The organism is uncultured Chitinophaga sp. (genome assembly GCF_902168175.1).
Classification (GTDB): domain Bacteria; phylum Bacteroidota; class Bacteroidia; order Chitinophagales; family Chitinophagaceae; genus Chitinophaga.
Genome location: NZ_CABHOU010000108.1, coordinates 133758 through 157199, shown reverse-complemented (window position 1 = coordinate 157199; position 23442 = coordinate 133758). Strand labels below are relative to the sequence as shown.

Annotated in this window: 26 protein-coding genes; 12 read left to right on the top strand and 14 right to left on the bottom strand. The window is 48.8% G+C overall.

All coding sequences use genetic code 11. The features are described 5' to 3' along the window. Position 1: 1 nt before the first annotated feature. Genes QZT80_RS26455 through QZT80_RS26430 form a run of 6 tightly spaced genes read left to right on the top strand, consistent with a single transcriptional unit; the run spans position 2 to position 6174 of the window. Positions 2 to 1453 carry a TolC family protein gene (locus tag QZT80_RS26455; RefSeq protein WP_295129367.1) on the top strand — a complete coding sequence of 484 codons (1452 nt, stop codon included), beginning with the start codon at positions 2 to 4 and terminating at the stop codon, positions 1451 to 1453. Next, positions 1450 to 2436, top strand: a complete 987-nt coding sequence (locus QZT80_RS26450; protein WP_295129365.1) for an efflux RND transporter periplasmic adaptor subunit — start codon at positions 1450 to 1452, stop codon at positions 2434 to 2436. The genes QZT80_RS26455 and QZT80_RS26450 overlap by 4 nt, the downstream gene beginning before the upstream one ends. Then, the gene (locus tag QZT80_RS26445; protein ID WP_295129363.1) at positions 2433 to 3605 is read left to right on the top strand and encodes an ABC transporter permease; all 1173 of its coding nucleotides are present in this window, start codon (positions 2433 to 2435) and stop codon (positions 3603 to 3605) included. Before QZT80_RS26450 ends, QZT80_RS26445 begins: the two co-directional genes overlap by 4 nt. After that, complete coding sequence (locus tag QZT80_RS26440) at positions 3592 to 4773, top strand: ABC transporter permease (RefSeq protein WP_295129361.1); 1182 nt, start codon at positions 3592 to 3594, stop codon at positions 4771 to 4773. Before QZT80_RS26445 ends, QZT80_RS26440 begins: the two co-directional genes overlap by 14 nt. 11 nt (positions 4774 to 4784) lie before the next feature. Further along, complete coding sequence (gene murI, locus QZT80_RS26435; RefSeq protein ID WP_295129360.1) at positions 4785 to 5609, top strand: glutamate racemase; 825 nt, start codon at positions 4785 to 4787, stop codon at positions 5607 to 5609. Positions 5610 to 5649: 40 nt separating this feature from the next. Continuing rightward, on the top strand, positions 5650 to 6174 hold the full coding sequence (locus QZT80_RS26430; protein ID WP_295129358.1) for a ferritin: 525 nt from the start codon (positions 5650 to 5652) through the stop codon (positions 6172 to 6174). A 1-nt stretch (position 6175) separates the two neighbouring features. Here the strand turns inward: QZT80_RS26430 and QZT80_RS26425 are convergent, their stop codons facing one another. Beyond that, complete coding sequence (locus QZT80_RS26425; protein WP_295129356.1) at positions 6176 to 6979, bottom strand: helix-turn-helix domain-containing protein; 804 nt, start codon at positions 6977 to 6979, stop codon at positions 6176 to 6178. 416 nt (positions 6980 to 7395) lie between these two features. Here QZT80_RS26425 and QZT80_RS26420 point away from each other — a divergent pair, with 416 nt between their 5' ends. Next, positions 7396 to 7902, top strand: coding sequence for a hypothetical protein (locus tag QZT80_RS26420; RefSeq protein WP_295129355.1), 507 nt, complete (start codon positions 7396 to 7398; stop codon positions 7900 to 7902). 50 nt (positions 7903 to 7952) lie between these two features. On the opposite strand, the gene QZT80_RS26415 is transcribed toward QZT80_RS26420, so the two are convergent. Continuing rightward, positions 7953 to 8762 carry a DUF1080 domain-containing protein gene (locus tag QZT80_RS26415; protein ID WP_295129353.1) on the bottom strand — a complete coding sequence of 270 codons (810 nt, stop codon included), beginning with the start codon at positions 8760 to 8762 and terminating at the stop codon, positions 7953 to 7955. 57 nt (positions 8763 to 8819) lie between these two features. Here QZT80_RS26415 and QZT80_RS26410 point away from each other — a divergent pair, with 57 nt between their 5' ends. Further along, complete coding sequence (locus tag QZT80_RS26410) at positions 8820 to 9164, top strand: DUF1801 domain-containing protein (RefSeq protein WP_295129351.1); 345 nt, start codon at positions 8820 to 8822, stop codon at positions 9162 to 9164. A 136-nt stretch (positions 9165 to 9300) separates the two neighbouring features. Here QZT80_RS26410 and QZT80_RS26405 read toward each other — a convergent pair whose 3' ends face one another. The 3 genes from QZT80_RS26405 to QZT80_RS26395 are packed head-to-tail and all read right to left on the bottom strand — an operon-like array spanning position 9301 to position 10626. Continuing rightward, positions 9301 to 9750: an SRPBCC domain-containing protein gene (locus QZT80_RS26405; RefSeq protein ID WP_295129349.1), complete on the bottom strand. Its 450-nt coding sequence runs from the start codon at positions 9748 to 9750 to the stop codon at positions 9301 to 9303. A gap of 16 nt (positions 9751 to 9766) precedes the next feature. Further along, complete coding sequence (locus tag QZT80_RS26400; protein ID WP_295129347.1) at positions 9767 to 10105, bottom strand: hypothetical protein; 339 nt, start codon at positions 10103 to 10105, stop codon at positions 9767 to 9769. After that, complete coding sequence (locus tag QZT80_RS26395) at positions 10105 to 10626, bottom strand: hypothetical protein (RefSeq protein WP_295129346.1); 522 nt, start codon at positions 10624 to 10626, stop codon at positions 10105 to 10107. Before QZT80_RS26395 ends, QZT80_RS26400 begins: the two co-directional genes overlap by 1 nt. A 216-nt stretch (positions 10627 to 10842) precedes the next feature. On the opposite strand from QZT80_RS26395, the gene QZT80_RS26390 reads away from it, so the two are divergent. Then, a complete protein-coding gene (locus QZT80_RS26390; protein ID WP_295129344.1) occupies positions 10843 to 12507 on the top strand; it encodes an FAD-dependent oxidoreductase in 1665 nt (554 codons plus the stop codon). Positions 12508 to 12532: 25 nt separating this feature from the next. Here QZT80_RS26390 and QZT80_RS26385 read toward each other — a convergent pair whose 3' ends face one another. Together QZT80_RS26385 and QZT80_RS26380 are read right to left on the bottom strand one after the other, a co-directional pair. Continuing rightward, complete coding sequence (locus QZT80_RS26385) at positions 12533 to 13381, bottom strand: glycoside hydrolase (RefSeq protein WP_295129342.1); 849 nt, start codon at positions 13379 to 13381, stop codon at positions 12533 to 12535. 229 nt (positions 13382 to 13610) lie between these two features. Then, complete coding sequence (locus QZT80_RS26380) at positions 13611 to 15971, bottom strand: alpha-L-rhamnosidase C-terminal domain-containing protein (protein WP_295129340.1); 2361 nt, start codon at positions 15969 to 15971, stop codon at positions 13611 to 13613. A 417-nt stretch (positions 15972 to 16388) separates the two neighbouring features. On the opposite strand from QZT80_RS26380, the gene QZT80_RS26375 reads away from it, so the two are divergent. Next, on the top strand, positions 16389 to 16976 hold the full coding sequence (locus tag QZT80_RS26375; RefSeq protein ID WP_295129338.1) for a Crp/Fnr family transcriptional regulator: 588 nt from the start codon (positions 16389 to 16391) through the stop codon (positions 16974 to 16976). 51 nt (positions 16977 to 17027) lie between these two features. Next, the gene (locus QZT80_RS26370; RefSeq protein ID WP_295129336.1) at positions 17028 to 17612 is read left to right on the top strand and encodes a TetR/AcrR family transcriptional regulator; all 585 of its coding nucleotides are present in this window, start codon (positions 17028 to 17030) and stop codon (positions 17610 to 17612) included. Positions 17613 to 17636: 24 nt separating this feature from the next. On the opposite strand, the gene QZT80_RS26365 is transcribed toward QZT80_RS26370, so the two are convergent. The 3 genes from QZT80_RS26365 to QZT80_RS26355 all read right to left on the bottom strand — a co-directional run bounded on the left by QZT80_RS26365 (position 17637) and on the right by QZT80_RS26355 (position 19491). Continuing rightward, the gene (locus tag QZT80_RS26365; RefSeq protein ID WP_295129334.1) at positions 17637 to 18092 is read right to left on the bottom strand and encodes an SRPBCC domain-containing protein; all 456 of its coding nucleotides are present in this window, start codon (positions 18090 to 18092) and stop codon (positions 17637 to 17639) included. Positions 18093 to 18154: 62 nt separating this feature from the next. Beyond that, complete coding sequence (locus QZT80_RS26360) at positions 18155 to 19060, bottom strand: AraC family transcriptional regulator (RefSeq protein ID WP_295129332.1); 906 nt, start codon at positions 19058 to 19060, stop codon at positions 18155 to 18157. A gap of 17 nt (positions 19061 to 19077) precedes the next feature. After that, positions 19078 to 19491: a hypothetical protein gene (locus QZT80_RS26355; protein WP_295129331.1), complete on the bottom strand. Its 414-nt coding sequence runs from the start codon at positions 19489 to 19491 to the stop codon at positions 19078 to 19080. Positions 19492 to 20094: 603 nt separating this feature from the next. On the opposite strand from QZT80_RS26355, the gene QZT80_RS26350 reads away from it, so the two are divergent. Beyond that, entirely contained in the window at positions 20095 to 20508 is a 414-nt protein-coding gene (locus QZT80_RS26350) for a hypothetical protein (protein ID WP_295129329.1), read from the top strand. Here QZT80_RS26350 and QZT80_RS26345 read toward each other — a convergent pair whose 3' ends face one another. From QZT80_RS26345 to QZT80_RS26330, 4 genes are read right to left on the bottom strand one after another with little or no spacing between them, the layout of a single operon-like run. Beyond that, positions 20509 to 21453 carry a cation diffusion facilitator family transporter gene (locus tag QZT80_RS26345; RefSeq protein ID WP_295129327.1) on the bottom strand — a complete coding sequence of 315 codons (945 nt, stop codon included), beginning with the start codon at positions 21451 to 21453 and terminating at the stop codon, positions 20509 to 20511. It abuts the gene before it with no gap. Positions 21454 to 21465: 12 nt separating this feature from the next. Beyond that, a complete protein-coding gene (locus QZT80_RS26340; protein WP_295129325.1) occupies positions 21466 to 22143 on the bottom strand; it encodes a siderophore-interacting protein in 678 nt (225 codons plus the stop codon). A 60-nt stretch (positions 22144 to 22203) separates the two neighbouring features. Beyond that, positions 22204 to 23067: an AraC family transcriptional regulator gene (locus tag QZT80_RS26335; RefSeq protein WP_295129323.1), complete on the bottom strand. Its 864-nt coding sequence runs from the start codon at positions 23065 to 23067 to the stop codon at positions 22204 to 22206. Next, on the bottom strand, positions 23067 to 23405 hold the full coding sequence (locus QZT80_RS26330; RefSeq protein WP_295129321.1) for a DUF2185 domain-containing protein: 339 nt from the start codon (positions 23403 to 23405) through the stop codon (positions 23067 to 23069). The genes QZT80_RS26335 and QZT80_RS26330 overlap by 1 nt, the downstream gene beginning before the upstream one ends. Between the last annotated feature and the right edge of the window lie 37 nt (positions 23406 to 23442).

Sequence of the window (23442 nt, the reverse complement as noted above, 5' to 3'; positions counted from 1 at the left end):
AATGAAGTTAAGCTTACTGACCCGCCACCTTTTCTTTTTATCTCTTTGCTCTTCGCAGCTTGTTGCGCAGCCGGGCACCCGGCTGGATGAATGTTTACGGCTAGCGCGCGAGCGTAATATCAGTATAGAACAGGCGCGTCGTTCACTCACTGCCCGGCAATACCAGCTCAGGGCCGAAGAAGTAAGTTATCTTCCTAAACTCGACCTGCTGGCCGGCTATAATTACCTTGGCAAACCGCTGGAAATAAACCTGCAAACAGTACGGAATGGCATCGTTAACGGCTCCTCCGCCCAAAGTACAGCCGCTGCAGGCGAAGTTTTCAAAGAGATCACCGGCAATGATATGCCCCAGAATGTACGGGACCGTATACAGCAAATCTCCAAAGATGCTATTAACGGCATCTACCCAAACTATAACCCTCCCCTTAGCAAACAACAATACTTTACAGCGGCACTGGGCTTACGCCAGCCAATTTACCTTGGCGGCAAACTCAACACGGCACGCGATATTGCGAAGGCCACCTACGAATCGGGCGTGGTGAATGTAGAACTGGTGCAAAAGGAGCTGGACTTCCTGGTGGCGGCCACTTACATCCGCATCCTTTACCTAAATACAATTTTGAGGTCACAGGCTGCTATTGTAGAAGCGATGAGCAAAAACGAACAGTACGCGGCCGCTATGGTGAAGCAGGAGTTAATACCGCCCTACCTCCGGAACTGGGCTACGGTGGCTTTGGCCCAGGCCATTACCCGGCAACACAACCAGGAACTGGAAAAAACAAATGCGCTCATCGAAATGCGGCGACTGTTGCAGTTGCCGCAGGACTCAGCACTTGAAATAAATGACACGCTTCGCTATGCAGTCAAATCGGCTGTAACTGTTACTGACAACTTCTGGTTACAGAACGCTACCTACAAATCGATCAACAGTAAAACGGCACTGGCCGAATCGGCCGTGAAAGCCAGCAAGTCATTATCGATGCCCAACATATTCGGCATTGCCAGCCTTAACCTGTACCAGAACGACTTACCCGTCACCATTCCACCGTGGCTCGTGGGTGTAGAGGCTCAATGGACCATCTTCAGCGGCCTTTCCAACTACCGGAAACGGAAAGCCACCGAGCAATTGGTGGAAGAAGCGCGGCTGGCCGCAGAGAACACCAAATACCTTTTGCAGGCGGGTGCGGCCATGGCTCATAACAAAGTAACTGCCCTTGAAAAAGATATTGAAGTACTTAACATGGCGCGTGTGCAGGCGCAAACATCTACCAGTCTTATACAACAAAGAGTGAAAGAAGAACTCTCGTCCGTAAAAGACGTAAACGAATCATTACTGGTAGAAGAAGAAATAGGAAAAACATATTACACCGCCGTGCTGGGCTACTACCTGGCACTGGCCGAATATTACAACATTATCGGAACGCCTGAAAAAATTGCATCTGTTATACAATGAAAGATTTTCTGAAACAATACTGGGCATTGCTCATCCCCGTCGTAATACTGCTGGCTGCATTGTTATTCCTCATACGCGGCAACCGCCCAAACAACGAGCTGCCACTGGGTATGGTAGATGCTGCTTACATAGATGTAGCCGCTGAATTTCCCGGTCGCCTCGATTCGCTGCTGGTACACCAGGGCGACACGGTGCATAAAGGCCAGCTTTTAGGGGTTTTAAGGACCACCGAGATCAATGCCGTACGCGAACAGGCCCGCGCCGCCATCGACGCCGCACAGGGCCAGTTAAAGCTGTTACAGAAAGGTGCCAGGCCAGAGATGGTACAATCGGCCGGTAACATTTATAAGATCGCGCAGGACCAGTACGACCTCGCCAGGAAAACCTACGAACGGCTGGAAAGCCTTTACCAGGACAGTGTTGTATCCGGCACGGAGCGCGACCTGATTCACTTTAAGTACCAGGCGGCCAGAAAGGAAATGGAAATCGCCCGCCTCAACCAGCAAATGTTGGAGAAAGGAACACAACCCGAACTGCTGCAAACCGCTACTGCTATACTGCGCCAGGCCGAGCAGGGTTACGAACTGACAAAGGCATTAACCGATAATACCCGCATCTACGCTCCTGCCGATGGTATCATTTCTTCTCTCATCATTCATGAAGGTGAAATCGTATCGATCGGTTATCCGATGATGACCCTTCAGAAAAACAATTCGTTTATGGCCAGGTTTAACATACGGCAGGATAAAGCGGCCAAACTGACGCCTGGCACCAAAGTACGACTGCAAATACCAGGCTGCGAACCCGAACAGTTTGATGCGGAAGTAAGTAGCGTAGCACCCGCACTGGAATATGCTAACTGGGTACCTGCGAAAGAAAAAGGCAGCTTCGAACTCAGGACATTCACCATTGAAGTTACCCCACAAAACCTGAACGCTATCAGCGGTTTGCGTGCAGGAATGACAGCCGCCCTGATACCATGATGAAAGCGATTTTCCAGATCACTTGGCGCGAATGGAAACGCATTTTCTCGCGGCCGGAATACTACCTCGTACTGGTAGTGTTGCCCCCGCTGCTTTTTTTCTTTTACGCCAACATTTACCGCGAACAGAAAATCGCCGATCTGCCGGTGGCGATCTGGGATGAAGATCGTGGCCCACTTTCGCGGCAGTTGACGTTTATGCTCGAACAGGCCGAAAGTATTCACATCACCCAACAGGTGCAGAGCATTACGGAGCTCAGGCAACAGGTGCGTGAAGGCCATATTCTTGGCGCCATACACTTCGCCAAGGGTATGGAAAGCGATATCAAAAGCCACCACCCAGTGCGCATTACGCTTTATACCAACACCGCCTCGCTGGTGCCAGGCAAACTGATTTATAAAGATGCCGTCCAGGTGATTATTACTGCCGGCTCGGGTGTGATACTGCAAAAGCTGATCAAAACAGGTATGCCGGCTGCAAAGGCTATGGCACTGGTGATGCCGGTGCAGATGGTAACCTACCCGCTTTACAATCCCGATTATAACTACCAGCAATACCTCGTGCCGGGATTAGTAACGGTGGCCCTGCAAATGATGATCATTATGGTGGCGGTGTTGCTCATCAACATAGAATGGAAGGATGGCACCATGCAAGAATTAAGAAGACTGGCGAACGATAATGCAGGCGCTGTGATTGCCGGTAAAACGCTCGCGCACCTGGGTGTTGCCTGGATCAATTTTGTGCTGGTGGCGGGTATCGTATTCCCGATATTTGGACTTAACCGGACAGGCAGCACTTTCAACCTGTTCATCCTCTTTAATTTCCTTGTCCTGGCATGCATAGGCATCGGGTTAATGATTTCGGTACTGGCAAAAGATGTAATGCTGGCATGTGACGTAGCGCTCTTTTACACCTCGCCCGCTTTCGTATTCAGCGGTTTCACGTTCCCACGCTGGGCAATGCCATGGTACGATCAGTATTATGCGAACCTGATGCCCTACACCTTTTTCCTGGATGCGTTCTTTAAAGTTCATTTTATGCAATTACCACTGCATTACGCATTTCCGGAAATCACTAAACTGATGCTCTTTATCGGCTTCACGTTCTTCGTCGCGGTATTCTTTTTACGCCTTCAATTTAAACGACAGCCTGCCTATGCCGCTAAGTAATATCATACGGGTACTGCTCCGCGAGGTCAAACTAGTAGCTACCGACCATAGCCTGCTGCTTACGCTGCTTATAGCCCCGCTGCTGTACGCCTTTTTCTATGGCAGCATTTATTCTTATAAACTGGAAGAAAAAGTTCCTTTATCGGTGGTAGATGACGACCGTTCGGCACTTTCACGACAACTGGTGGAACAGATCGGACTTACGCAGATGGTACAGATCACTTATGTGCCCGACCTGCAAACGGCACAGGAGAACATTAAAGCGGGCGTAAGCCAGGGACTTCTATACATCGAAAAGGGCATGGAACGAAAGGTGATGTCGATGCAGCAGGCACATATGGTGGTGGCGCTTAACGCCGCCCGTTTCCTGCCCTCCAGCGATTTACTGGCGGCCATTACGCGGGTGGGACTTACTGTGGGTGCAGGCGTAAGATTAAAATATAGCCAGATGGGCGGCCTGAATAATGAAATGGCTATGCAGGAAACACAACCTGTTATTCTCGATTACCGGCCGCTGTTTAATGAGCAGGCAAGCTATGGGGCCTTTCTGCTGCCGGGTTTACTGGCATTAATTCTTCAACAGACTTTATTGATAGGCATTTCAGGAGGAGCGGCTGCCGAAAGGGGGCGCGGTACATTTAACGGGCTGATGCAGTCTGCCGGTTACAACATATCTGCTGCCCTTTGGGGAAAGGGTTTGTTTTACCTGGTACTCTTCTGCTGTTATGCGTTCTTTTTTACGCAGGTGAACTTTAACATCCTGCATATCGATATGCGCGGCAGTGGCTGGCAGCTGGCTGTTGTAATGTTGCTTTTCCTGCTCACCCTAATTCCCATGGGGCTTTTTATAGGGTGGATGTTCCGTTCGCAACTGCTCTGCACACAGATCATGGCATTTTCTACCTATCCTTTTTTCCTGGTAACAGGTTATACCTGGCCGCTGGAGAAGCTGCCGCCTGCTTTAAAAGCCTTTTCCGCCCTGCTGCCCACCACGCCCTTCCTGGAACTTTATCAGGGCATCGTACAGCAGGGCGCGGACATAAGCGACAGGGCGCCGGCGCTGGTTCACCTGGCCATTTTATGGCTGTCTTATACCTTAATTTGTTTATGGAAGATGAAGCGCCTCACCGTAATTTCCGATAAAGCCGTAACTTTCGGACCAGGATAATATTTGAACGAATGTATAAACAAGGACCGATAGGCGTATTTGATTCCGGTTATGGTGGCCTCACCGTTATGAAGGAACTGGTAAAAAAGCTCCCGCAGTACGATTATATTTATCTGGGCGATAACGCCCGCGCCCCTTATGGTACGCGTTCGTTCGATACCGTTTACCACTACACGCTGGAGTGTGTGCAACACCTGTTCGATATGGGCTGCAGACTGGTAGTACTTGCCTGCAATACGGCTTCGGCTAAAGCACTACGCAGCATCCAGCAAAATGACCTGCCGCGCATTGATCCAGACAGAAGGGTACTCGGCGTGATAAGACCTACCGCCGAAATAGTAGGCAACTACAGCAAAAGCCGCAAAGTGGGCGTAATGGGTACTGCCGGCACTATCGCTTCCGAATCGTACCCTATAGAAATTGAAAAGTTCTTTCCTGATATTACCGTTCACCAGCAGGCATGCCCCATGTGGGTACCACTGGTAGAAAATAATGAGTGGAACGATGCCGGTGCTGATTATTTCATCCGCAAGTACATTGGACAACTTCTCTCCCGTTCACCTGACATTGACACGATCGTGCTGGGCTGCACACATTACCCCTTGTTGCTTAACAAGATAAAACGCTTTGTTCCGGAGGGAATGACTATCCTTTCGCAAGGTACAATTGTTGCTGAAAGCCTGGCGGATTATTTACAACGTCACCCGGAAATAGAGGCCGTATGCAGTAAGAATAGTACGCGCACCTTCTACACCACCGATGCTCCGGAGGGTTTCGACAAACAGGCATCTGTATTTTTTGATGCGCCTGTAACGTCAAAACACCTGAGTTTATAATGATACAAAAACGTATATTTAACTAAAACCGCTGATACTTATGCTTAGCAAAACATTACAAGAAGCACTGAACAAACAACTGGCGCTGGAAGCTGCTTCTTCACAAGCTTACCTCGCCATGCACTCCTGGGCAGATATTCAGCCAGGCTTACAGGGTGTGGCCGACTTTTTCGACAAACAGGCCGAAGAAGAGCGTGTGCACATGCTGAAGCTGCTGAAGTACATTAACGAACGTGGCGGTTTTGCTGTGGTACCTGCACTTGAGCAACCTATCATCACTTACCAGTCCCTGAAAAGAGTGTTTGAAGAGTTCCTGCGTCACGAACTGCAGGTTTCTGAAAGCATTAACGACCTGGTAGACCTGGCCCTGAAAGAAAAGGATTATGCCACTTATAACTTCCTGCAATGGTACGTATCTGAGCAGATCGAAGAAGAAAGACTGGCGCGTACGCTGAACGATAAACTGGAACTGATCGGGGAAGACAAAAGTGGTCTGTACCTGTTCGACCGTGATATCATGTTCTACCGCAACCAGCAAGGTGCTGGCGGTGGCAAAAAACACTAAGTCAGGATATTTTTATAAAGCTGTCAGCAATTTCATCAGGGTCTTCCAAAAAGTAATCCTTCGGGCTGAAACCGGAAAACTCCCTGAACTCACGGATAAAATGAGACTGATCAAAGTAGCCACTTTCATAGGCAATATCGGTCAGCCTTTTACCCGGTTCTCTTTCCTGCACATGCAGTGTACTTTGAAACCGGATGATCCGCGAGCACAGTTTGGGCGATAAACCCAGACCCTGTTGAAACCTGCGCTCCAGCTGCCGCCCCGAAACAAACAACATATCTGCCATCGACCCAATATCTGTAGCCCCCTTTGTATGTATTAGCTGCCATATACAAGCCTGCAAACCTTTATCGGGTTCGGCCGCACTCCTGAAAGTACTCAGCAAATAATCACTAAACACTTTTATCCGCGCCTGATCACTCCCCGCTTCCGACATTCGTGCTGCCACATCATTGCTGCCCATGTCCATTACCCGGTTGCTCATTTCCGAAGCAGGCATACCTGTTAACGCTTTTACCGCGTATGGATATAAGTATGCGCCCGCAATGCCATATTCTCCTGCCACCATCGTTTCTCTATACTCCTGGGTTTGCCCGTACAAATGCACCAGCGGCGAAAGAGAACTTTGCCCATGCCGGTCAAAATCGGTGAAACGGTTGCGGTATTGCACCACCAGTTCGGGACAACTCGAAGCGAACAGCCGGTACAAAGACGGATCTCCGTTTCCACCATTGCCTTCCATGATCCAGAAGCAGCGGACAAAGGCGGCTAACGCCGGAGGTGGTGGATATTTGTGGTATCGCATACTACAAGGTAAAGAAAAAAGCCGCGTAAAAATACGCGGCCATAGTCTTTGTTTAACCCCGATATAGATGTTGTCAACGCACTGCGGGGCTAGCCTGGAAAGGCCATCGCTAAACCAAAAACGCAACCCGCCATAGGGCGGACGCATTATCGTGAACACTCCCGCTCCGAATGACGGTAAGCAACAGGAGTGCGTCATGGATGATTCAATCATAATGCCACATAACAACTACATGATTATCAGTACAAAACATTTAGTTTCCATGTTCGGGGCCGTACAATATCGGGCAATGTTGTGCGAATGCGGACATTTCGCGCTGTACGTCACGCGGAGTTTTCATTTCATCAAAGTTGCCGGGAACGGGCCTTTTAAAAGCATTGCTTTGTATCGTAATTCTTAACCAAAAACTGATTTATATGCAACGTTTTATGCTAAAGATGAATGCCATCGCGGTACTGCTCATCTCCCTGTTCTCTCTTTCCGCCAAAGCCGGGGCTGGTGGTGAATACTACCGCATTTTCCTGAACAACAAACTTATCCTCGAACGCAATGTACTGGAACCACTGAGCATGAAGGACCTGCCACTGGACAATGTGACCGCTACCGACCATCTGGTGGTGTATTACAGCCATTGCGGCAGCGTGGGCAAGGGCCGGTCTATTACCATACGCGATGAAAATGGCAAAGTGTTAAAAGAGTGGAATTTCGCGGATACCGATGATAAAAAGGCGGGCATGACCATCCCTGTTAAGGAACTGCTGGCTGTTAAAAAGGCGAATAATGGCGTACTTAACCTCCATTATGCCGCGAAGGAACTGCCTAAGGGCCGTATGCTGGCAGGCATTAGTTCCAAATCCCGGACTACGGGTTTTAACGAGGATACTAAAAAAGAAAGCACAGCCATCACGACTGTGCTTCGATAACTTAGCTCCCAGGACGTGGGAATGCTGAATATTGAAAATCCCCGGTAGTCTTACCTGGGATTTTTGTATTTCGGGCTCAGGTCAAGCAATTCTACGCGACGAAAGTCGATAGGCTGGCCTTCGCTCTGCAGGGCGATGAAACCCTTGTTCAATATCTTTCCATCCTGTTTTTCTTTGGGGTCGTAACGGTTGGCTACATCGCCGCCGATTTGCGGTTTTGAGTACTGCATAACCGTATCACCATTAATAATATGGGTGATCAGCGAATCGCCGAGTACGATCAGTTCTGCCTTTACCCACTGGTCGCCTTCGTACGTTTTAGAGGTAGAATTGATACAGTGCCGTGTGTCCAGTTTACCTTCGTACACAATGTGGGTGCCGGGCGAACACATATTACCTGTGGTACGCTCTTTCCCATCTCCTAAACCACCCAGGAACTGCATTTCGATAGAAATAGGCCAGTCCTGTTCTTTCGGCATGGTACGCGGATCTTGTGAGTGGTACATAACGCCGCTGTTACGTAGGGTGTAACTCGGGGCGCCACGGTGTAATTCGCCAACAAAACGGTATTCAAGCTTCAGGTGATAATAGGAATAAGGTACTTTATAATAAAGATGGCCGAACTGGTCGTTGAACGATCCGTACTGGTCGTACCGCACTTTGATCATACTATCTTCTACCCGGAACGTCTGCCCATAGTTCTCGCCCACTTCATGGTGATGGATCTTTACGAACCAGTCATTGATATCTTTCCCGTTAAATAATTTTATCCATTGCCCGTTTGCGGAGGCAGTCGGTTTTGCGCTTTTGCAGGCGGTGCAGAACAGCACTAACAGAAGGCCATATACTGTATATTTCATAACTTGCGGTGTACGTTTAATGATCGGCGTACAAGATATAATAATCCACGAAACTTTATGCGTGATATCGACCAATATTTCCATTACAAAGAAGAGCCGGTAAAAAGCTGTCTGCTGGCAATGCGCAACTACCTGCTTCATTATAACCCCAATATCACCGAGGCCTGGAAATACAGGATGCCTATGTATTGCTATAACGGCAAAATGTGCTGCTATTTATGGATTCATAAAAAATGGGGGCAACCTTATTTGGGCGTGGTGGAAGGTAAACTTATAGAGCACCCCGATCTGCTGGAAGAAAAGCGGGCACGCATGAAGATCTTTTTACTCGACCCATCAAAAGATCTTCCCATTAAAGAACTGAATAAGATATTAAAACAGATGGTAAAGATTTATCAGTAGCTGCGCCTGCTAAGCCGCATTCATGACTTAATTTTAGAGGAATCCTGAAAACGGACCACCATGGCAACGATAACCACAGACCGTAATGTACATTTCTGAAGAAGGGCAGGAAGAAGTAATGAGGGAGAAAGGGATGTTATAACTGCACGATACTCTGTTCGGCCAAACGTTTAATTTGTGGAAGTGATTTTTCCCAGCTTTCCACTGCTCCGGGGTAGCAGGCCATATGTTCGGGCGTATCGCCAAAATCGCCTACAGATACGTATAAAGTGGTATCACACTCCGTTTCTTCCAGTTTGTACGTAATGTCTTCCTGCTTCTCCATATCCGGCACATTCACTTTAAAACTGAAACTTAGCATCACCGGCGGACTGGATATAAACACTTTACCCTCTGCTCCTGTTTCCCCGTCTTCAGTTATCCAGGTTACGGGCCCGGCGGTTTTCCATTCTGATTTTACTTCCTTAATTTCCGGCCACCATTCCCGGATCCACTGCACGTTCAGCCCGGGGTGTGTAAGTACCTCCCAAACGATGGCCGCCGGGGCATTAATAACGATGGATTGTTCTACGAAAAGTTTTTCCATAAGCTTGTATTTTTAGTTAAACTTCTTCCAACACCGAATGGCCCTCACTGCCATCGCCGCTTGTCCAGCGCCAATGTTCGTACAGCCGTATTTTACCGTCGGGTTGTACTTCGGGCGTTGACCTGCATATGCCCGTCATCAGTTCCCCATGGTCGTTTACCTGGTGGTAGCGCATATCGATGTTGCCCTGTTCATCTACAATTCCTATCAGGTGCCCTGCAATGATCCTGCCACCCGCATAAGAGGAAGTTAAAATGTTATTTTTCTGTTGATACAGGAACAATGTTTCCGCAGAGGTCTCGCCATTTTCCGTATTACTTACCGGGCGAAATGTTTTATTATGATAATTGATCATTACTCGGGAAATTTGATGATGCCGGGCCTTATGATTTTAACCCAGCCTCGTTTGTCCAGTTTACTGATATCGATCCCTTCTACTTTATTAAAAATACCTAAAAACGGTGTAAGTTTTACCTGTCGCGTACTTCCGCCTGCCATTGCCCCTAAATCCGTTACCTGTTCGGCCACCCGCACCTGGCGGTTATCGCGCAATTCCCAGCTACTGCCTGTGTCGGCCCAGTTAGCAAAATCCGGTGATATGGATATAAGCATCGTAAACAGGGCGAACACCGCAGCGGCCATCGTAACAACCAGCATAAAGGTATTTCTGCCAGTACCAAATCTTTCGCGGATAGTCACGGTCATTGTAGCCAGTATGGCCACCGGCAACATCCAGGTCATATTGGAAAAGTAGAGCCTTCGCCACCTGAGGTCCCGGAACTCATAAGGTACATCCTGCCCTATGGTGATGGAGAAAATGGCAGAAACGGTATAAAGTAAGGCGATAGTGAAAATTAACCAACGAAGAAATGTCATGGGTTATTGGTTTAGCGGCACAGGTAATGGCCCATCGTGAGCGGCCACTACTAATATAAGCAACGTTCACAATTTCCCGGATGAGCGTTCCTGTTAATGTTTTTATAAAAAGCCGTATCTATGTGGTATATTTATTGAACAGAGTGGTCCGACATCTGGCGTATAAGCACCCCAAAATATTGTCCAACTAACAACTACGAGTAAAGGTAATTTATTATGAAAAATATACTGCTGGTAGCAGTCCTGGCTGTTTTCCAACTTATTATGCCAGGGCGTACTGCTGCCCATTCAGCACCCCGGTACGAGGCAGACATCATTATTTATGGTGGTACTTCCGCCGCTGTTACAGCCGCAGTGCAGGCCCACAGGATGGGGAAATCCGTCATCATTGTTTCTCCCGACAAACACCTCGGCGGCTTATCGTCTGGCGGACTCGGGTTCACCGACACCGGGAACAAATCGGCCATAGGAGGCCTAGCCAGGGAGTTCTATCACAGGGTGTACATGCACTACCAAAACTCCTCCTCCTGGGTGTGGCAGGAGAAAGATGATTACGGCAACAAAGGACAGGGCACACCTGCTATGGATGGCTCCGAACGTACCATGTGGATATTTGAACCGCATGTTGCTGAAAAGATATTCGAGGACTTTGTGGAGGAAAACAACCTGTACGTGTACCGCAACGAATGGCTCGACAGGAAAAACGGGGTGGAGAAATCCAAAGGCCGTATTGTTTCCATTAAGATGTTAAGCGGCGCTACATTCAAAGGAAAGATGTTTATCGACGCTACTTACGAAGGCGACCTGATGGCCGCAGCGGGCGTAAAGTACCATGTAGGCCGTGAGGCTAACAGCGTGTATGACGAAACATGGAATGGCATACAGGTAGGTGTTTTACATCATGGTCATAATTTCAGTAAAAAGATAAGCCCATATGTGGTGCCCGGCGATCCCAAAAGCGGTTTACTGCCGCGAATATCAGCTGCCAACCCTGGTAAACGTGGTGATGGCGACAAAAGGATACAGGCTTATTGTTTCAGGCTTTGCCTCACAAAAGAGCCCGCCAACAAAATAACTTTCCAGAAACCACCTGGCTACGATCCCCGCCAGTACGAACTGTTACTACGTGTATTCGACTCCGGCTGGCGCGAAACTTTTAACAAGTTCGATCCCATCCCCAATCTTAAAACGGATGTAAACAACCATGGTCCATTTAGTTTCGATAACATCGGCATGAACTACGATTATCCGGAAGCTGATTACCCACGCAGGCGTGAGATCATTAAGGAACATGAGAACTATCAGAAAGGCTGGTTGTACTTCGTAGCCTACGATCCCCGCGTACCCCGCGATGTTAAGTACCAGATGCAGAAATGGGGTTTGGCCAAAGATGAATTTAAGGACAACGGCAACTGGCCTCACCAGCTTTACATCCGCGAAGCCCGCCGAATGATAGGCATGCACGTAATGACCGAACATGAAACCCTCAGCAAACGTGCAGTCAATCAATCCGTCGGGATGGGCTCTTATACCCTCGACTCCCACAATGCGCAGCGTTACGTAAAACCCGACGGATATGTGCAAAACGAGGGTGATATTGGAATAGGTGCGCCTACTCCCTACCGCATTTCCTACGGCTCTATCGTTCCCAAAAAAGCTGAGTGCGAGAACCTGCTGGTACCGGTATGTGTATCCAGTTCACACATCGCTTACGGCTCTATACGCATGGAACCCGTATTTATGATACTGGGGCAAAGCGCCGCCACTGCAGCAGCACAGGCCATCGATACTAAAAAGGCCATACAGGATATTGATTACAATAAACTAAAGGCTAAGTTAATTCAGGATAAACAGCGGTTGGAACTTTCACAGACGTTATAAAGATCACAGGTTTTACCACTAAACATTAATATGCCCTGGTGCGCCCAATATAAATATTACGCGCTTTCAGGTACGTATCGGCAGTTGGGCCAGGGGTTCCGCTGGAACCTTCCATCTGCATATTAATGATCACGTACATCGGTTTGCCAACAAAATTGGCGGTGTGCTGGGCCTTCCATACACCATCAATGTAATAGTGTATAATTACATCCGTGGCGGTGGATTTCGAAATCCATACGCGGTAGGTATGCCAGTTGGCCGGACTGGATACTGCGGTGATCGTGCTGCTTACATCGGAAGAAGTACGGAAAGTATTCTGCCAGTTATTGGCATTTCCTTTAAACTCCATAATGTCGCTTTCCGGCGGCCAGCTGTTTACGCCGGTCAGCCAGAAGGCAGGCCAGGAGCCTTTTACAGAGGGCGCCTGAAATTCGCCCTTCACTTCCCAGTTAGGGAACTGGTCGTTTACCAATACATGTAATTTTGTGTTGACGGCGCCGGAATGGTATTTAATGGCATAGTATGGCGTAGAGGTACTATTACCTTCATTCCAGGTGATCTTTGTGGCTTTGATCGTAAGCACGCTGCCACTCAGGTACACGTGATTATGATCGGTAGTGCTGGCGTACATACGTGCGCTGCCATTGTGGTCAGAACCCCATGGATACAGGTAGTTCCAGGCCGCTTCGAAGGCAGTGTAACTCGCAAAACTCGATGCATCCAGCACCGTTTCCCAGGTAGCTGCCGCCACTGCGGCTTTTTGATCGTCGAGGGTAATTGTTTCCTGTTGCTCAGGCGTGCGTTCCTTTTCTTTGTTACAGGAAAGCATAAAAAGGGCCATGATAGCGGGTAAGACTCTTAGAATCAGTTTCATAATGTGGGTTTGGAATTAGATAATTAACAATGTGGAAAAATGATAAAACCTGTGACCTGTGGAATTGACTAAAATTTGCTGACTAGCTTACAAACGGTTAACGGTTCTTCTGGTAGTATTAAGATAGGAAAAATGAATGTAAAATTGACATTTAATTTTATGCTGCTATTTCACCGCATAAACCAGGTATAAAAAAAGCGGCGATAGCGTTTGCTATCGCCGCTTTACGCTATTGCTTAACTTGTTGTGCGCCTTCTTTTAACTTTACCGTTCTGCCCTTCCAAACAAATGCTCCCGTTACTCCTTTGGGCAATATGATGTCGGCCGTTATGCCGCCTGCCCCATTTCGTTTCAGTGCTACCGACACCTCTCCCGCCGGTATGGGCATTTTGCCTGTGGCGGCAGACAGGCCGCCCAGCGCCGGTTCTATACGCACCGTGGCAAAACCCGGACTCCCAGGCATGATACCGCATATGGTGGCCAGGAAATCATAATTAGGACTGGCGCTCCAGGCATGACAATCAGAGCGTGTAGGCTCATCTTTTTCCGCAAAAGTAGTGAGCCCCAGTTTCAGCATTTCCCGCCACGGTTGCAACTGTTCATAATACATATCGGCCAAACCCGCTTTCTTCAATGCCCGCATCAGGTAAAAGCGATAATAAGCAGTAGCCTGGCTCAGCGAAGCATCGCCCATCACTGTTTTTAATACCTGTTGCTGTTGCGCAGCGGGGATAGCCCCCGACAATACGGCAATGATACCCGCATGCTGACTGTATGTATTCTTCAACGGCGTGTTGGCCATGGCGTTACGGCTGGCATTAAAGCAAAGTGTATATACCGCTTTATTGATAATGGCCGCATTATTACGCGCGGCCAGTGCTGCAGCCGGGTTGCCAAACGCCTGGTACAGATCGGCAGCCTGTTGCAAGGTATAAGCATATTGCAGACTGATAATACTGCTATTCCCATCTTCTGCTCCATCGGGCGTGCCCATAGGAAACGCGTTATTCCAGTCGGTAAAGTTCCACCATTTCATGGGGCCTAACATTTGTTTCGAACTGTCCATCCGCGCGGCGTACCAGTTCAGTATACCAGTCATCGCTGTGAGGTATTGACTGATAAACTGGTCGTCTTTGCGGTGCATGTAGTAATCATGCAGCATAGAAATGAAATAGAGCGAGAAAGGCGGTATTACCTGCAGCCTGTTACTCGGGTAACGGCCCTGTGTAAGTCCTTCCGGTACTCGGGAACAATAGAAGTCGTGAATAGCTTTGCGCATCAGGCGGTCGTCGCCGGTTACGTAGAGGCTGATCAATGATTGTATGCGGGTATCGCCTTCGTACTGCAACTGCTCGTAGTAAGGGCAGTCGTAGTACGTTTCTCCTGCGCACAGCCTCGCCGTGCGCCAACCCACTTCCCATATCCCGGTTAACGAAGGGTCGCTCGAAGTGAACGAGGCCTTTTCTTCGAAAGGATAACCGGTGTACATACCGTAAAGATCGTTGATCACTAACGGCTGAGCCCCCGTGGTAATATCCAGTTGCAGGTACCGGAAAGTACGCAGCCATAAAGGACGGAACATGCGTTGCTCGCCCCCGTCGGGCGCAAAAATATCATAGTTGCCCATGATCTCCATGCCCTCCAGCTTATCGCGATGCGCTTTCTGGTGGTTGTTGTACAGTGCTTCTGCATAAGTGATTTTTATGCTGCTGCCCGCCCCTTTGCTCACCAACAGCTGCGGGTAAGCCACGGTATTAAAACTTTGATCGAGCAGGATGGTGACGGTGGCATTGGCGGGAATGGTGAGCGGGTGTTTACCGTCGAGGAAGGCACTAGCAGCTTCCACTCCTTTTGCCCTTGCAACTTTGGGAATACGTTGCAGCGTTTCTTCCATTAAAGGGATATTACGCGGCACTAATGTCCAGCGGTTATCGGTGCCGTAACCTGCCACAGGCGCGCCACCCATCCCTTTGGCGTTGTGCCATTTGCTATCGTCGTACGCAGGTTTTTCCCAGTTCCAGGGATAGGCACTCCCGTTCACTTTATCGCCGGGGCCTATCACCATATAAGTACGTAAGCGTGTTCCATTGTCTTGCGAACAGGGAGCGTAAGCCGTATCGTGCAGTACTCTCCATGTATTATCGGTGTTCACTATCTTCTCCTGTTCCCCATTGCCCTGTAATACAAAACCAGTTTGATTACTCACCTGGGCCACGGGCGCGTCGGTACCCATATTCCAAACTAAAGCCGCAATTACGTTTTTACCAGGTTGCAGGTAAGGCGCGATGTCCAGCGTTTCGAAGTACCAGTTATATAAATCGCCGCGCGCGGGACCGCTGCAAACAGGTGTACCGTTTACAAACAGGCGATAGCGGTTATCGGCCGATACATTAATGACGAAGGAGGATGGGCGGGCAGGCAGTTCGAATGTTTTACGGAAATGAAAGATGCCATAATCACGCGCAGGCGCTGAAGCATCATAAATCCAGTTAGCAGGCCACTGCCCCGAAAGCAGTTTGGGATTAACCTGTTGAGCCATAACGGTAAAGGCCCAGAGCGCAAAAAAAATGGACGTGAACAGCTTTTTCATAACGTATTTAATCTAATCTGTGTAAACAACATGCTCGTACCCGCGATACCTTAACATACAATCCGCAGGCTATCCGCAACTATATCCCAATCATCAAACGGATATCCACGGCCATATAGAGAAACACATCCACAAAGGAAATGGCAAACAATATGCGCATACACACCTCTAAAGGCGTGGAAGTAATATACAAAACAGAACTAAAAAGTACCAGTTGTGATACAAGAACGGCGTAAGTAAGCAACACACGACTCTCCCCCGGCAACTGGCGGGCGTTGGCCGGCAAAAACAGCAACTAGGCCATCATCTCCCCCCTTTCCCAGCCTGGCACCCATTACCGAAACAATAACGACTTACGTACTTAGCGTGTTATCTTTAATAATTTTCCAGGATATTCGTGCTATTAAAATATGCAACATGCAGGGCTTAGACACGCTTCGCCAGGGTATTAAACAGTTTGCCGGTATGGACGACCAGGCTTTTGACCTTTCGCTGCCCTACTGGCAGGAGAAACATTATAAGAAGGGCGAATTTTATAACGAATACCGCAACGTGTGCAAACACCTCGGTTTTATACTGGACGGCGTGTTCCGTACCTACTACGTGAACACTGAGAACGGGGAAGAAAAGAACCTCTTGTTCTCTACCAGCAACCAGATCATCGTTTCGTACAAGAGTTTTGTAAACCAACAGCCCTGCAATTACCAAACGGAATCGATGACCGAATCATCAATCCTCTACATTCATATTACCGACCTGTACCGGCTCTACCAGCAATCGCACCATTGGGAACATTTTGGCCGGCTGGTGGCCGAAATGGCCTTTAACCTGATCATGAACCGCATGGAGGATTTTCTCTGGCAAACACCAGAGGAGCGGTATCGTTTAATGCTCCAGCAGCACCCCGACATTTTCAATGCCATCCCACTGTATCACATCGCCTCTTACCTGGGCATACAGGGGCCATCGCTCAGCCGCATCAGGAAGCGGATGACCCTTAAGTAGGCTAATTGGAATTACAGTTCCAATATCTTAATTTTAGGTAAATTCCCGTTTATGGTAAGAACGAAAAAGTTTGATGAAGATGCCGTGCTTGACAAAGCCGTAGAGCTTTTCCGGAGGCAGGGTTACCAGGGCACCTCGCCCCGCGAACTTACCGAGCAACTCGGCATCAGCCGTTCCAGCCTCTACGACACTTATGGCGATAAACGCTCGCTGTTCATCAAGGTATTAAAACGGTACAAACGGAACACCGCGGCTAACCTTAAAAACGTACAACAACAATCTGTAAATGCGCTTCAGTCTATCAGAAAGATCTTCAACATGACCGTAGATGAATGTTTTATAGACATTCATCCCAAAGGCTGTTTCATGGTGAATTCCATCATAGAACTGGCTCCGCGTGAAACGGAGTTGATCAACCTGGTGTCGGAGTGTATGAAAGACCATGAAGATGTGTTTTACCAATTGTTGAAACAAGGTGTGGCCGACCGCCAGATCAACAAAATTGTACATCCAAGAGCGGCAGCGCGTTACCTGGTAAATTGCCTGTACGGCATTAGTATTTCTGTAAAAGCAGGTGCCGACAGGAAGTTGTGTAACGAGATCATTAAAAATACGACTGCGGCTATGGAGCCGTAACGCAGCTTGCAGTGCCCGGACCTCCTACTGCTCCTCCGCCAATGCTTTAATAGCTTCCACGATCGGCTGCCATCCACCTTCGGCAGTAGTGTGTTTATACCGCGCTTCCCCGTTCGCTACTTTGTTATAGTCGCCCTGGGTAACCGTAAAAGTGGTGCTTCCGGCCTGCTCTTCCAGGTCGTACGTTACCACCAGGTAGTTTTCCGGCACATCAGGTATTTCCGGGTTATTGGGGTCGATAACAGTATAAGAAAGATGCTGCCCCGGCCTAATACGCACCACATCGCCCTTCACAGCCGTAATTTCCACTCCGTCGAACACGCCCTTCCAAAGCACCTGGTGACCAGGCTGCCAGTCGGTTTCGGGGATGCAGCCAAACATATATTTCTTTGTTTGTTCGGGGTTAACCAGTATATCCCAAACCTTCGCAGCCGGGGCATTAATGTTGACGGTGTTTTTCACTATAAGCGGAGTACTCATATCATTGTGTTTTTAAAGTGATCACACAATATTACCACCTGTTTGGGAGGGACGATTGCGTTTTACGGATTATTTCTCACCGCATTGGGCGTCAGGCCAAAACGTTTGCGGAATGCGTTATTGAAGTGCTGCGGCGTTGCGTAGCCCAGTTCATAGGAGATATCGGCCGCGGTTTTCTGTGTATCGTTCAGGTAACGCCGGGCCAGGTGCAGGCGCTGTTCGGTAAGATAGCCGAATACAGTAGTATTAAATATCTCTTTAAACCCACGTTTCAGTTTGTATTCATTAAGCCCAACACTACGGGCAATTTCAGAAAGATTAGGCGGGCTTGTTACCTTATCATTGATAAGATCACGCACGGCGATGAGCTTTTCCTTATCGGCTTTACTTTTAATAAACAGTTCACCACGCTGTGTGGCAGCATCGTACGCGTCGGCGCACAATACCAGCAGTTCTAAGCTTTTAGACAGCAGGAACATCGTTTTCAGATCGCCTCCGTAACGACAGTGAATAACCTGGTCTATTACCGCCTGAATATTAGCGTCGATACTGCCCCAATGCTCAGACAACATTACATTTTTTCCTTCCATCACCTGCTCCGCAAAACGTTTAAGCGTATCGCTGGCGTTTTGTGTATAAGCAAGGAATTGACCGCGGGGAAACTGCACACCGAAGGTTTCTATTTCCAGGGTTTTATTGTACACAGTAATCTCAAAATCCTTCGTGTACATGATGTTATGATGGCTCCCTACGAGGTCGTAAGAGCGGTCCATTTGTTTGTAGTCGAAGCGGTAATCGCCTTTAAGCCCGAAATGCAGTCGCACTACATCTTTACTGCTGCCTCCGCTGGTAAAGCTGGTCAGTTTATTAAACGTAGAAACAGAATGGCCGATTTCCAAACCATCACAATGCCATGAAAGGCCGTTGAGTTCACCATCGTCGTTTTTACGGTGCAGCTTCGTTTCCATACCTTAAAGTTAAGGGATCATTCAAATATCTCGAGTTCGTCGCGGGTAAGTGCGTGGTAAAGGTTCTGGAGTTGATGAACGTGTACGATGGGCCTGCCGTACGGGTGTTGCAATTGCTCTACCAGCACCAGGGGCTGAAACGTTTCGTTCCTGTAAAGGATGTGGACGCTATCCTTATAACTGTATTTCAACGAATAAACCTCCGGACTTTCCCCATACTCCGGATCGCCCTTTATAAAACCGAACTGGTGCAGCAGGTTGAGGTCGAGGATAAGTGGGTGGACTTTATCAGCGGGCAACTTACTCAGCGGCAGCAGGCTGTTGTAGATATAGCCTTCATAAATGGCCTCCACCTGGAAGGCGGTTTCTTCCATATTCCGGTCGTAATACCAGACGTAATTACCTATTCGAATGTCTGCAAGGTCTATCATTGCCGGCAAATATAATGGAATATGTGAATGTAGGGATGCAATGGCGGGAAACGGGGGGTAGTTCGTACGTGTCCAAAGCGTATGCTAGTCGTTTGCACACCTTGTCCTCGCATTGTCTTATTCTAATGTTATTCTAATGCTATTCTAATGTTTTCCTAGTGTTTTCCTAATGCGATCCTAATCCGACTTTGTGGTAATAGTGTGGTTATAGTATGCTGACAGGCTCCCTATATCATAGAAAGTTACTCTCAGGCTGTATTATTGAAGCCGACCAGGAGTATGGCGAAGCGGAGGGTTCAGGCATGTTTTAGCGTACGCGGGGGGTATTGCGACAGGAGCTTATACTTACTCCCGGGGGCATTATTCAGGTTGATGGGAGCAGCTTTTAATGGGGAAGCAAGCGGGGTATACATAGTTAGGGAAGCAGTGCAACCCCGCCGGGGATGGTTACGGAGGCTGAAGGGAGCGTCGCAACGGCGGCCGGGAGCTATTCCGATGCTGGTGCCACCATTACACCAAACGCCGCAAAAGACCCTTTAATTGACGTAGAAGGCCATGTTTCGACTGGTGAATATTCGGGAGTTTTGGAGAAATGATCAGCTGATGGAAATTAATACTTGCACTATTACGGAGGATATCCTCACTTTTTACGTCGGTACGTTATGTGATCCACAGGAGAAGATTGGCGAGGCGTTCGACCAGCTGGAGCATGCGATTGGCAGTTTCGATGGGCGTAAGATCTATGGCGTGGCGCAGCTGGAAGGTACCGAAATGACCTATAAGGCCTGTGTAAAGGAAAGTCGGCCAGGCGAGGGTGCAGAACTTGGTTTGCCTTATCATACCATTCCGAAAGGAGATTATCTATACACCGTCCTTAACAACTGGCAAAGCAACATGCAACTGTTCCGCCCTTACTTTCAACAACTGATGGAGCATCCGGACGCCAAACCTTATAGTTTCACACTGGAAGATTACTTCAGCAGTGATGACGTGAAACTGCTTTTGCTGCATAAATAACTAACATTCCTGTAGCCTGCACTTCTCACCCGGACGTTCAATTTCCAGGGTGGGATGTTGTATGTTTTTTACCGCCATGAGCTTTTGGGCGTCCTGCTTCAATGTATACACCTCTGTGGCGTTTAATTCGGCGTCTACAACCAGGTGAACGGTGAGTACGTTCTTTTCCCCGTCCATCGTCCATACATGCAGGTCGTGAATACCAACCACGCCAGGCAGCTCAGTAAGGGATTTGCGCAGGTCATCTTCGTTAAAGTCGTTGGGCACTGCCTGCAGGAATATCTTAAGCACTGATATGATGTTTGGGATAGCGTTGTAGAGGATGAATGCGGCGATACCCAACGACAGTAAGGGATCGATCCAGTACCACTTTGTGAAATACATGATAACACCGCCGATCAGTACGGCCACCCATCCCAACACATCTTCCACCAGGTGCAGCATAACGGCCCGCTGGTTCAGCGATTTACTATTGCCGGACTTCAGTCTTAGTACGGCCAGACCATTAAAGACCAGGCCCGCTACGGCCAGCCACAATACGCCCTGTACCTTTACCGGTTCTATATGAAAGAAGCGGGGAATGGCTTCAAAAATGATCACTGTGGCGCCTATCACTAACACCAGCGAGGTAATGAACGCGGCCAGTATGGAGAATCGGCGTTTTCCGTACGTAAATTCAGGCGTACGACCTTTCGCCGCCTGCCGCTCCAGCAACAACGAAGCGCCGATCGCCGCACTATCTCCCAGATCGTGAATAGCATCCGAAAGGATAGCCACCGAGTTGGTGAGGAAGCCGCCCACAAACTCGACAATCGAAAAGCCGAGGTTAAGCGCGAATGCGAAACGCAGGTTTTTCACTACCGGGTGGACGTGCATTATACCGCCATGATCGTGATCATGTTCATCGTGATGATGCGTGCAACCTTTATGTTCGTGATGTTCCATGTGATGTTGTTTTTATTTCCAGAATCCGGCTACTTTAATCCTTCCTTCAAAACCTCCGGCTTTAATAGCTTTTCGTAGCGCGATGCAGGTGTACATATGGCCTGCCACATATATCGTTCCATTTCCGGGCTGATGTTGCTGCCACCATTGCAGCAGCGCTGCTTCGCCTCCTTTATCATGCTGCAACACATGAGTAACGCCGGAGAACTTCTCTAGATATTCGCGGTGCATTGGCTCTTTGGCGGCTATTACAGTAGTTACCGGCGATTGGGCCAGTTGTGCCAGTGCCAGGAAGTGGCCAAGGGCGCTCAGATCGCCCAGCGCATACATAGCACCGGTGGTTTCGGGGCGGTGTAAAGCTGAGCCTACGCCGACGTGCGTTATTACATCTCCTGCTTTCAGGTTACGCGCCCAATTGGCCCCAGGACCATCCTGCACGGCATCTACCAGTAAAGTACACACTTTTGCGGCGGCATCCCAGCAGGCAGGGGTATAATCACGGTAAACACCTTCGGCTACTTTTACTTTCATATGTTGCGCCACCGTCCATTTGTCCATGGACATTTCAGGGAAATGCGCTTCAATTTCGAAGAAGGTGGCTGGTTGCCAGCTGCGGACACTAAGTACCGTCCCGGTTTTGCCCAAGGCATTCTCTAACAGTGATATTGCGGCTCTTTTAACGAGATTCATACTGCAAAGCAACGACAAAGCCAGGTGCCTGGCAATGACCGAAAGGCAGTAAAGCTTGGACTATTTGCGGTAATCTTTCCGAAACTGCTGGGGAGAGCTGCCGGCTGCTTTGGTAAACAAACGGGTAAAATAGGCAGGGTCCTCGTAACCAAGTGCCCAGGCTATTTCCTTTACGTTATTGTCGGTGTAATAGAGCATGCGGCGGGCTTCCATCGTTATTTCGCGGTGAATCCAGTAGCTAACGGGAAAGCCGGTGTTATCCTTTACCGCCTCATTGAGGTAAGAGGGTGAAATATTAAGCGCAGCGGCATAAGCGGCCGGACTTTTCAGGGTTTTATATTCCTTTGCCACCAGTTTCCGGAACTGCCTGGTAATGCTGCGCGGGCGCGATTCGGCATTTTCTGTACTTTGATCTTTTTCGAGGTATGCCGCAGCGAAGAGGCCAATGCACGTATTGGCCAGGTTACGAATGATGTGTGAGGACAGAGGAAACGCACCTGCCCTTTCAGTTACCCGGCTAAATAGCTGCATCGCATCCCGCAACACCGACGCTTCCCCTTCATTCAATGCTAAAGGCCTCAACTGGCTTACCTGCGCCTCCAGCACATCGAGGTATATTTCATTGACCCATGATATCTCGGCCGCTATCATCCAGCCCTCACCATCGGCCGATTGGCCCAGGCGATGCACCTGCCCGGGCAGGATACAGAAAATCGTGCTGCCTTCCAGCACCAGTTCCTCAAAGTCGAGCATCAACCGGGTAGTCCCTTTTTCGTGGAATACAAACAGATAGTGATCATCGCGGTGAGCAGTTTCTGAGGCGCTTTCCTCGTGCATGGTCACCCGGTTCACCTTCCGTACTTCCAACCCCAGTTCACTCCTGTCGCTTATAGAGTGGACAGGTATACTTGTTTTCCTTGCCATCAGCCGCTAACGATGTCAAATTTATCCGTGCCGGGCACCCTTTCCAGTTCGGTACCCACTGGCAAATTCAGGTAAGGAATGATGGCTTTATCGAAGTTAGCAATGGTGTTCACATCATAAATCTCAGAATTCCCCGCATCGTCTAGGTACTCCTGGGTTTCAGTGCCTGAGTAGAACTGCCAGCCACTGTCCATGTCGTTGTAAGGCTCGCCGCGGTACATCACAATTACAGGCAGGCCATCCACCGTAATTTTATCCGTTGCAATGCAGCCTCCCATCGGTGGGATCAGTTCCTCTATATCCTCTTCGTTCAGTTTAAAGTTCTTCTCTCTGCGCATACTCAAGTGTTTTTAAAGGGTGCGTTCACCGAAAATA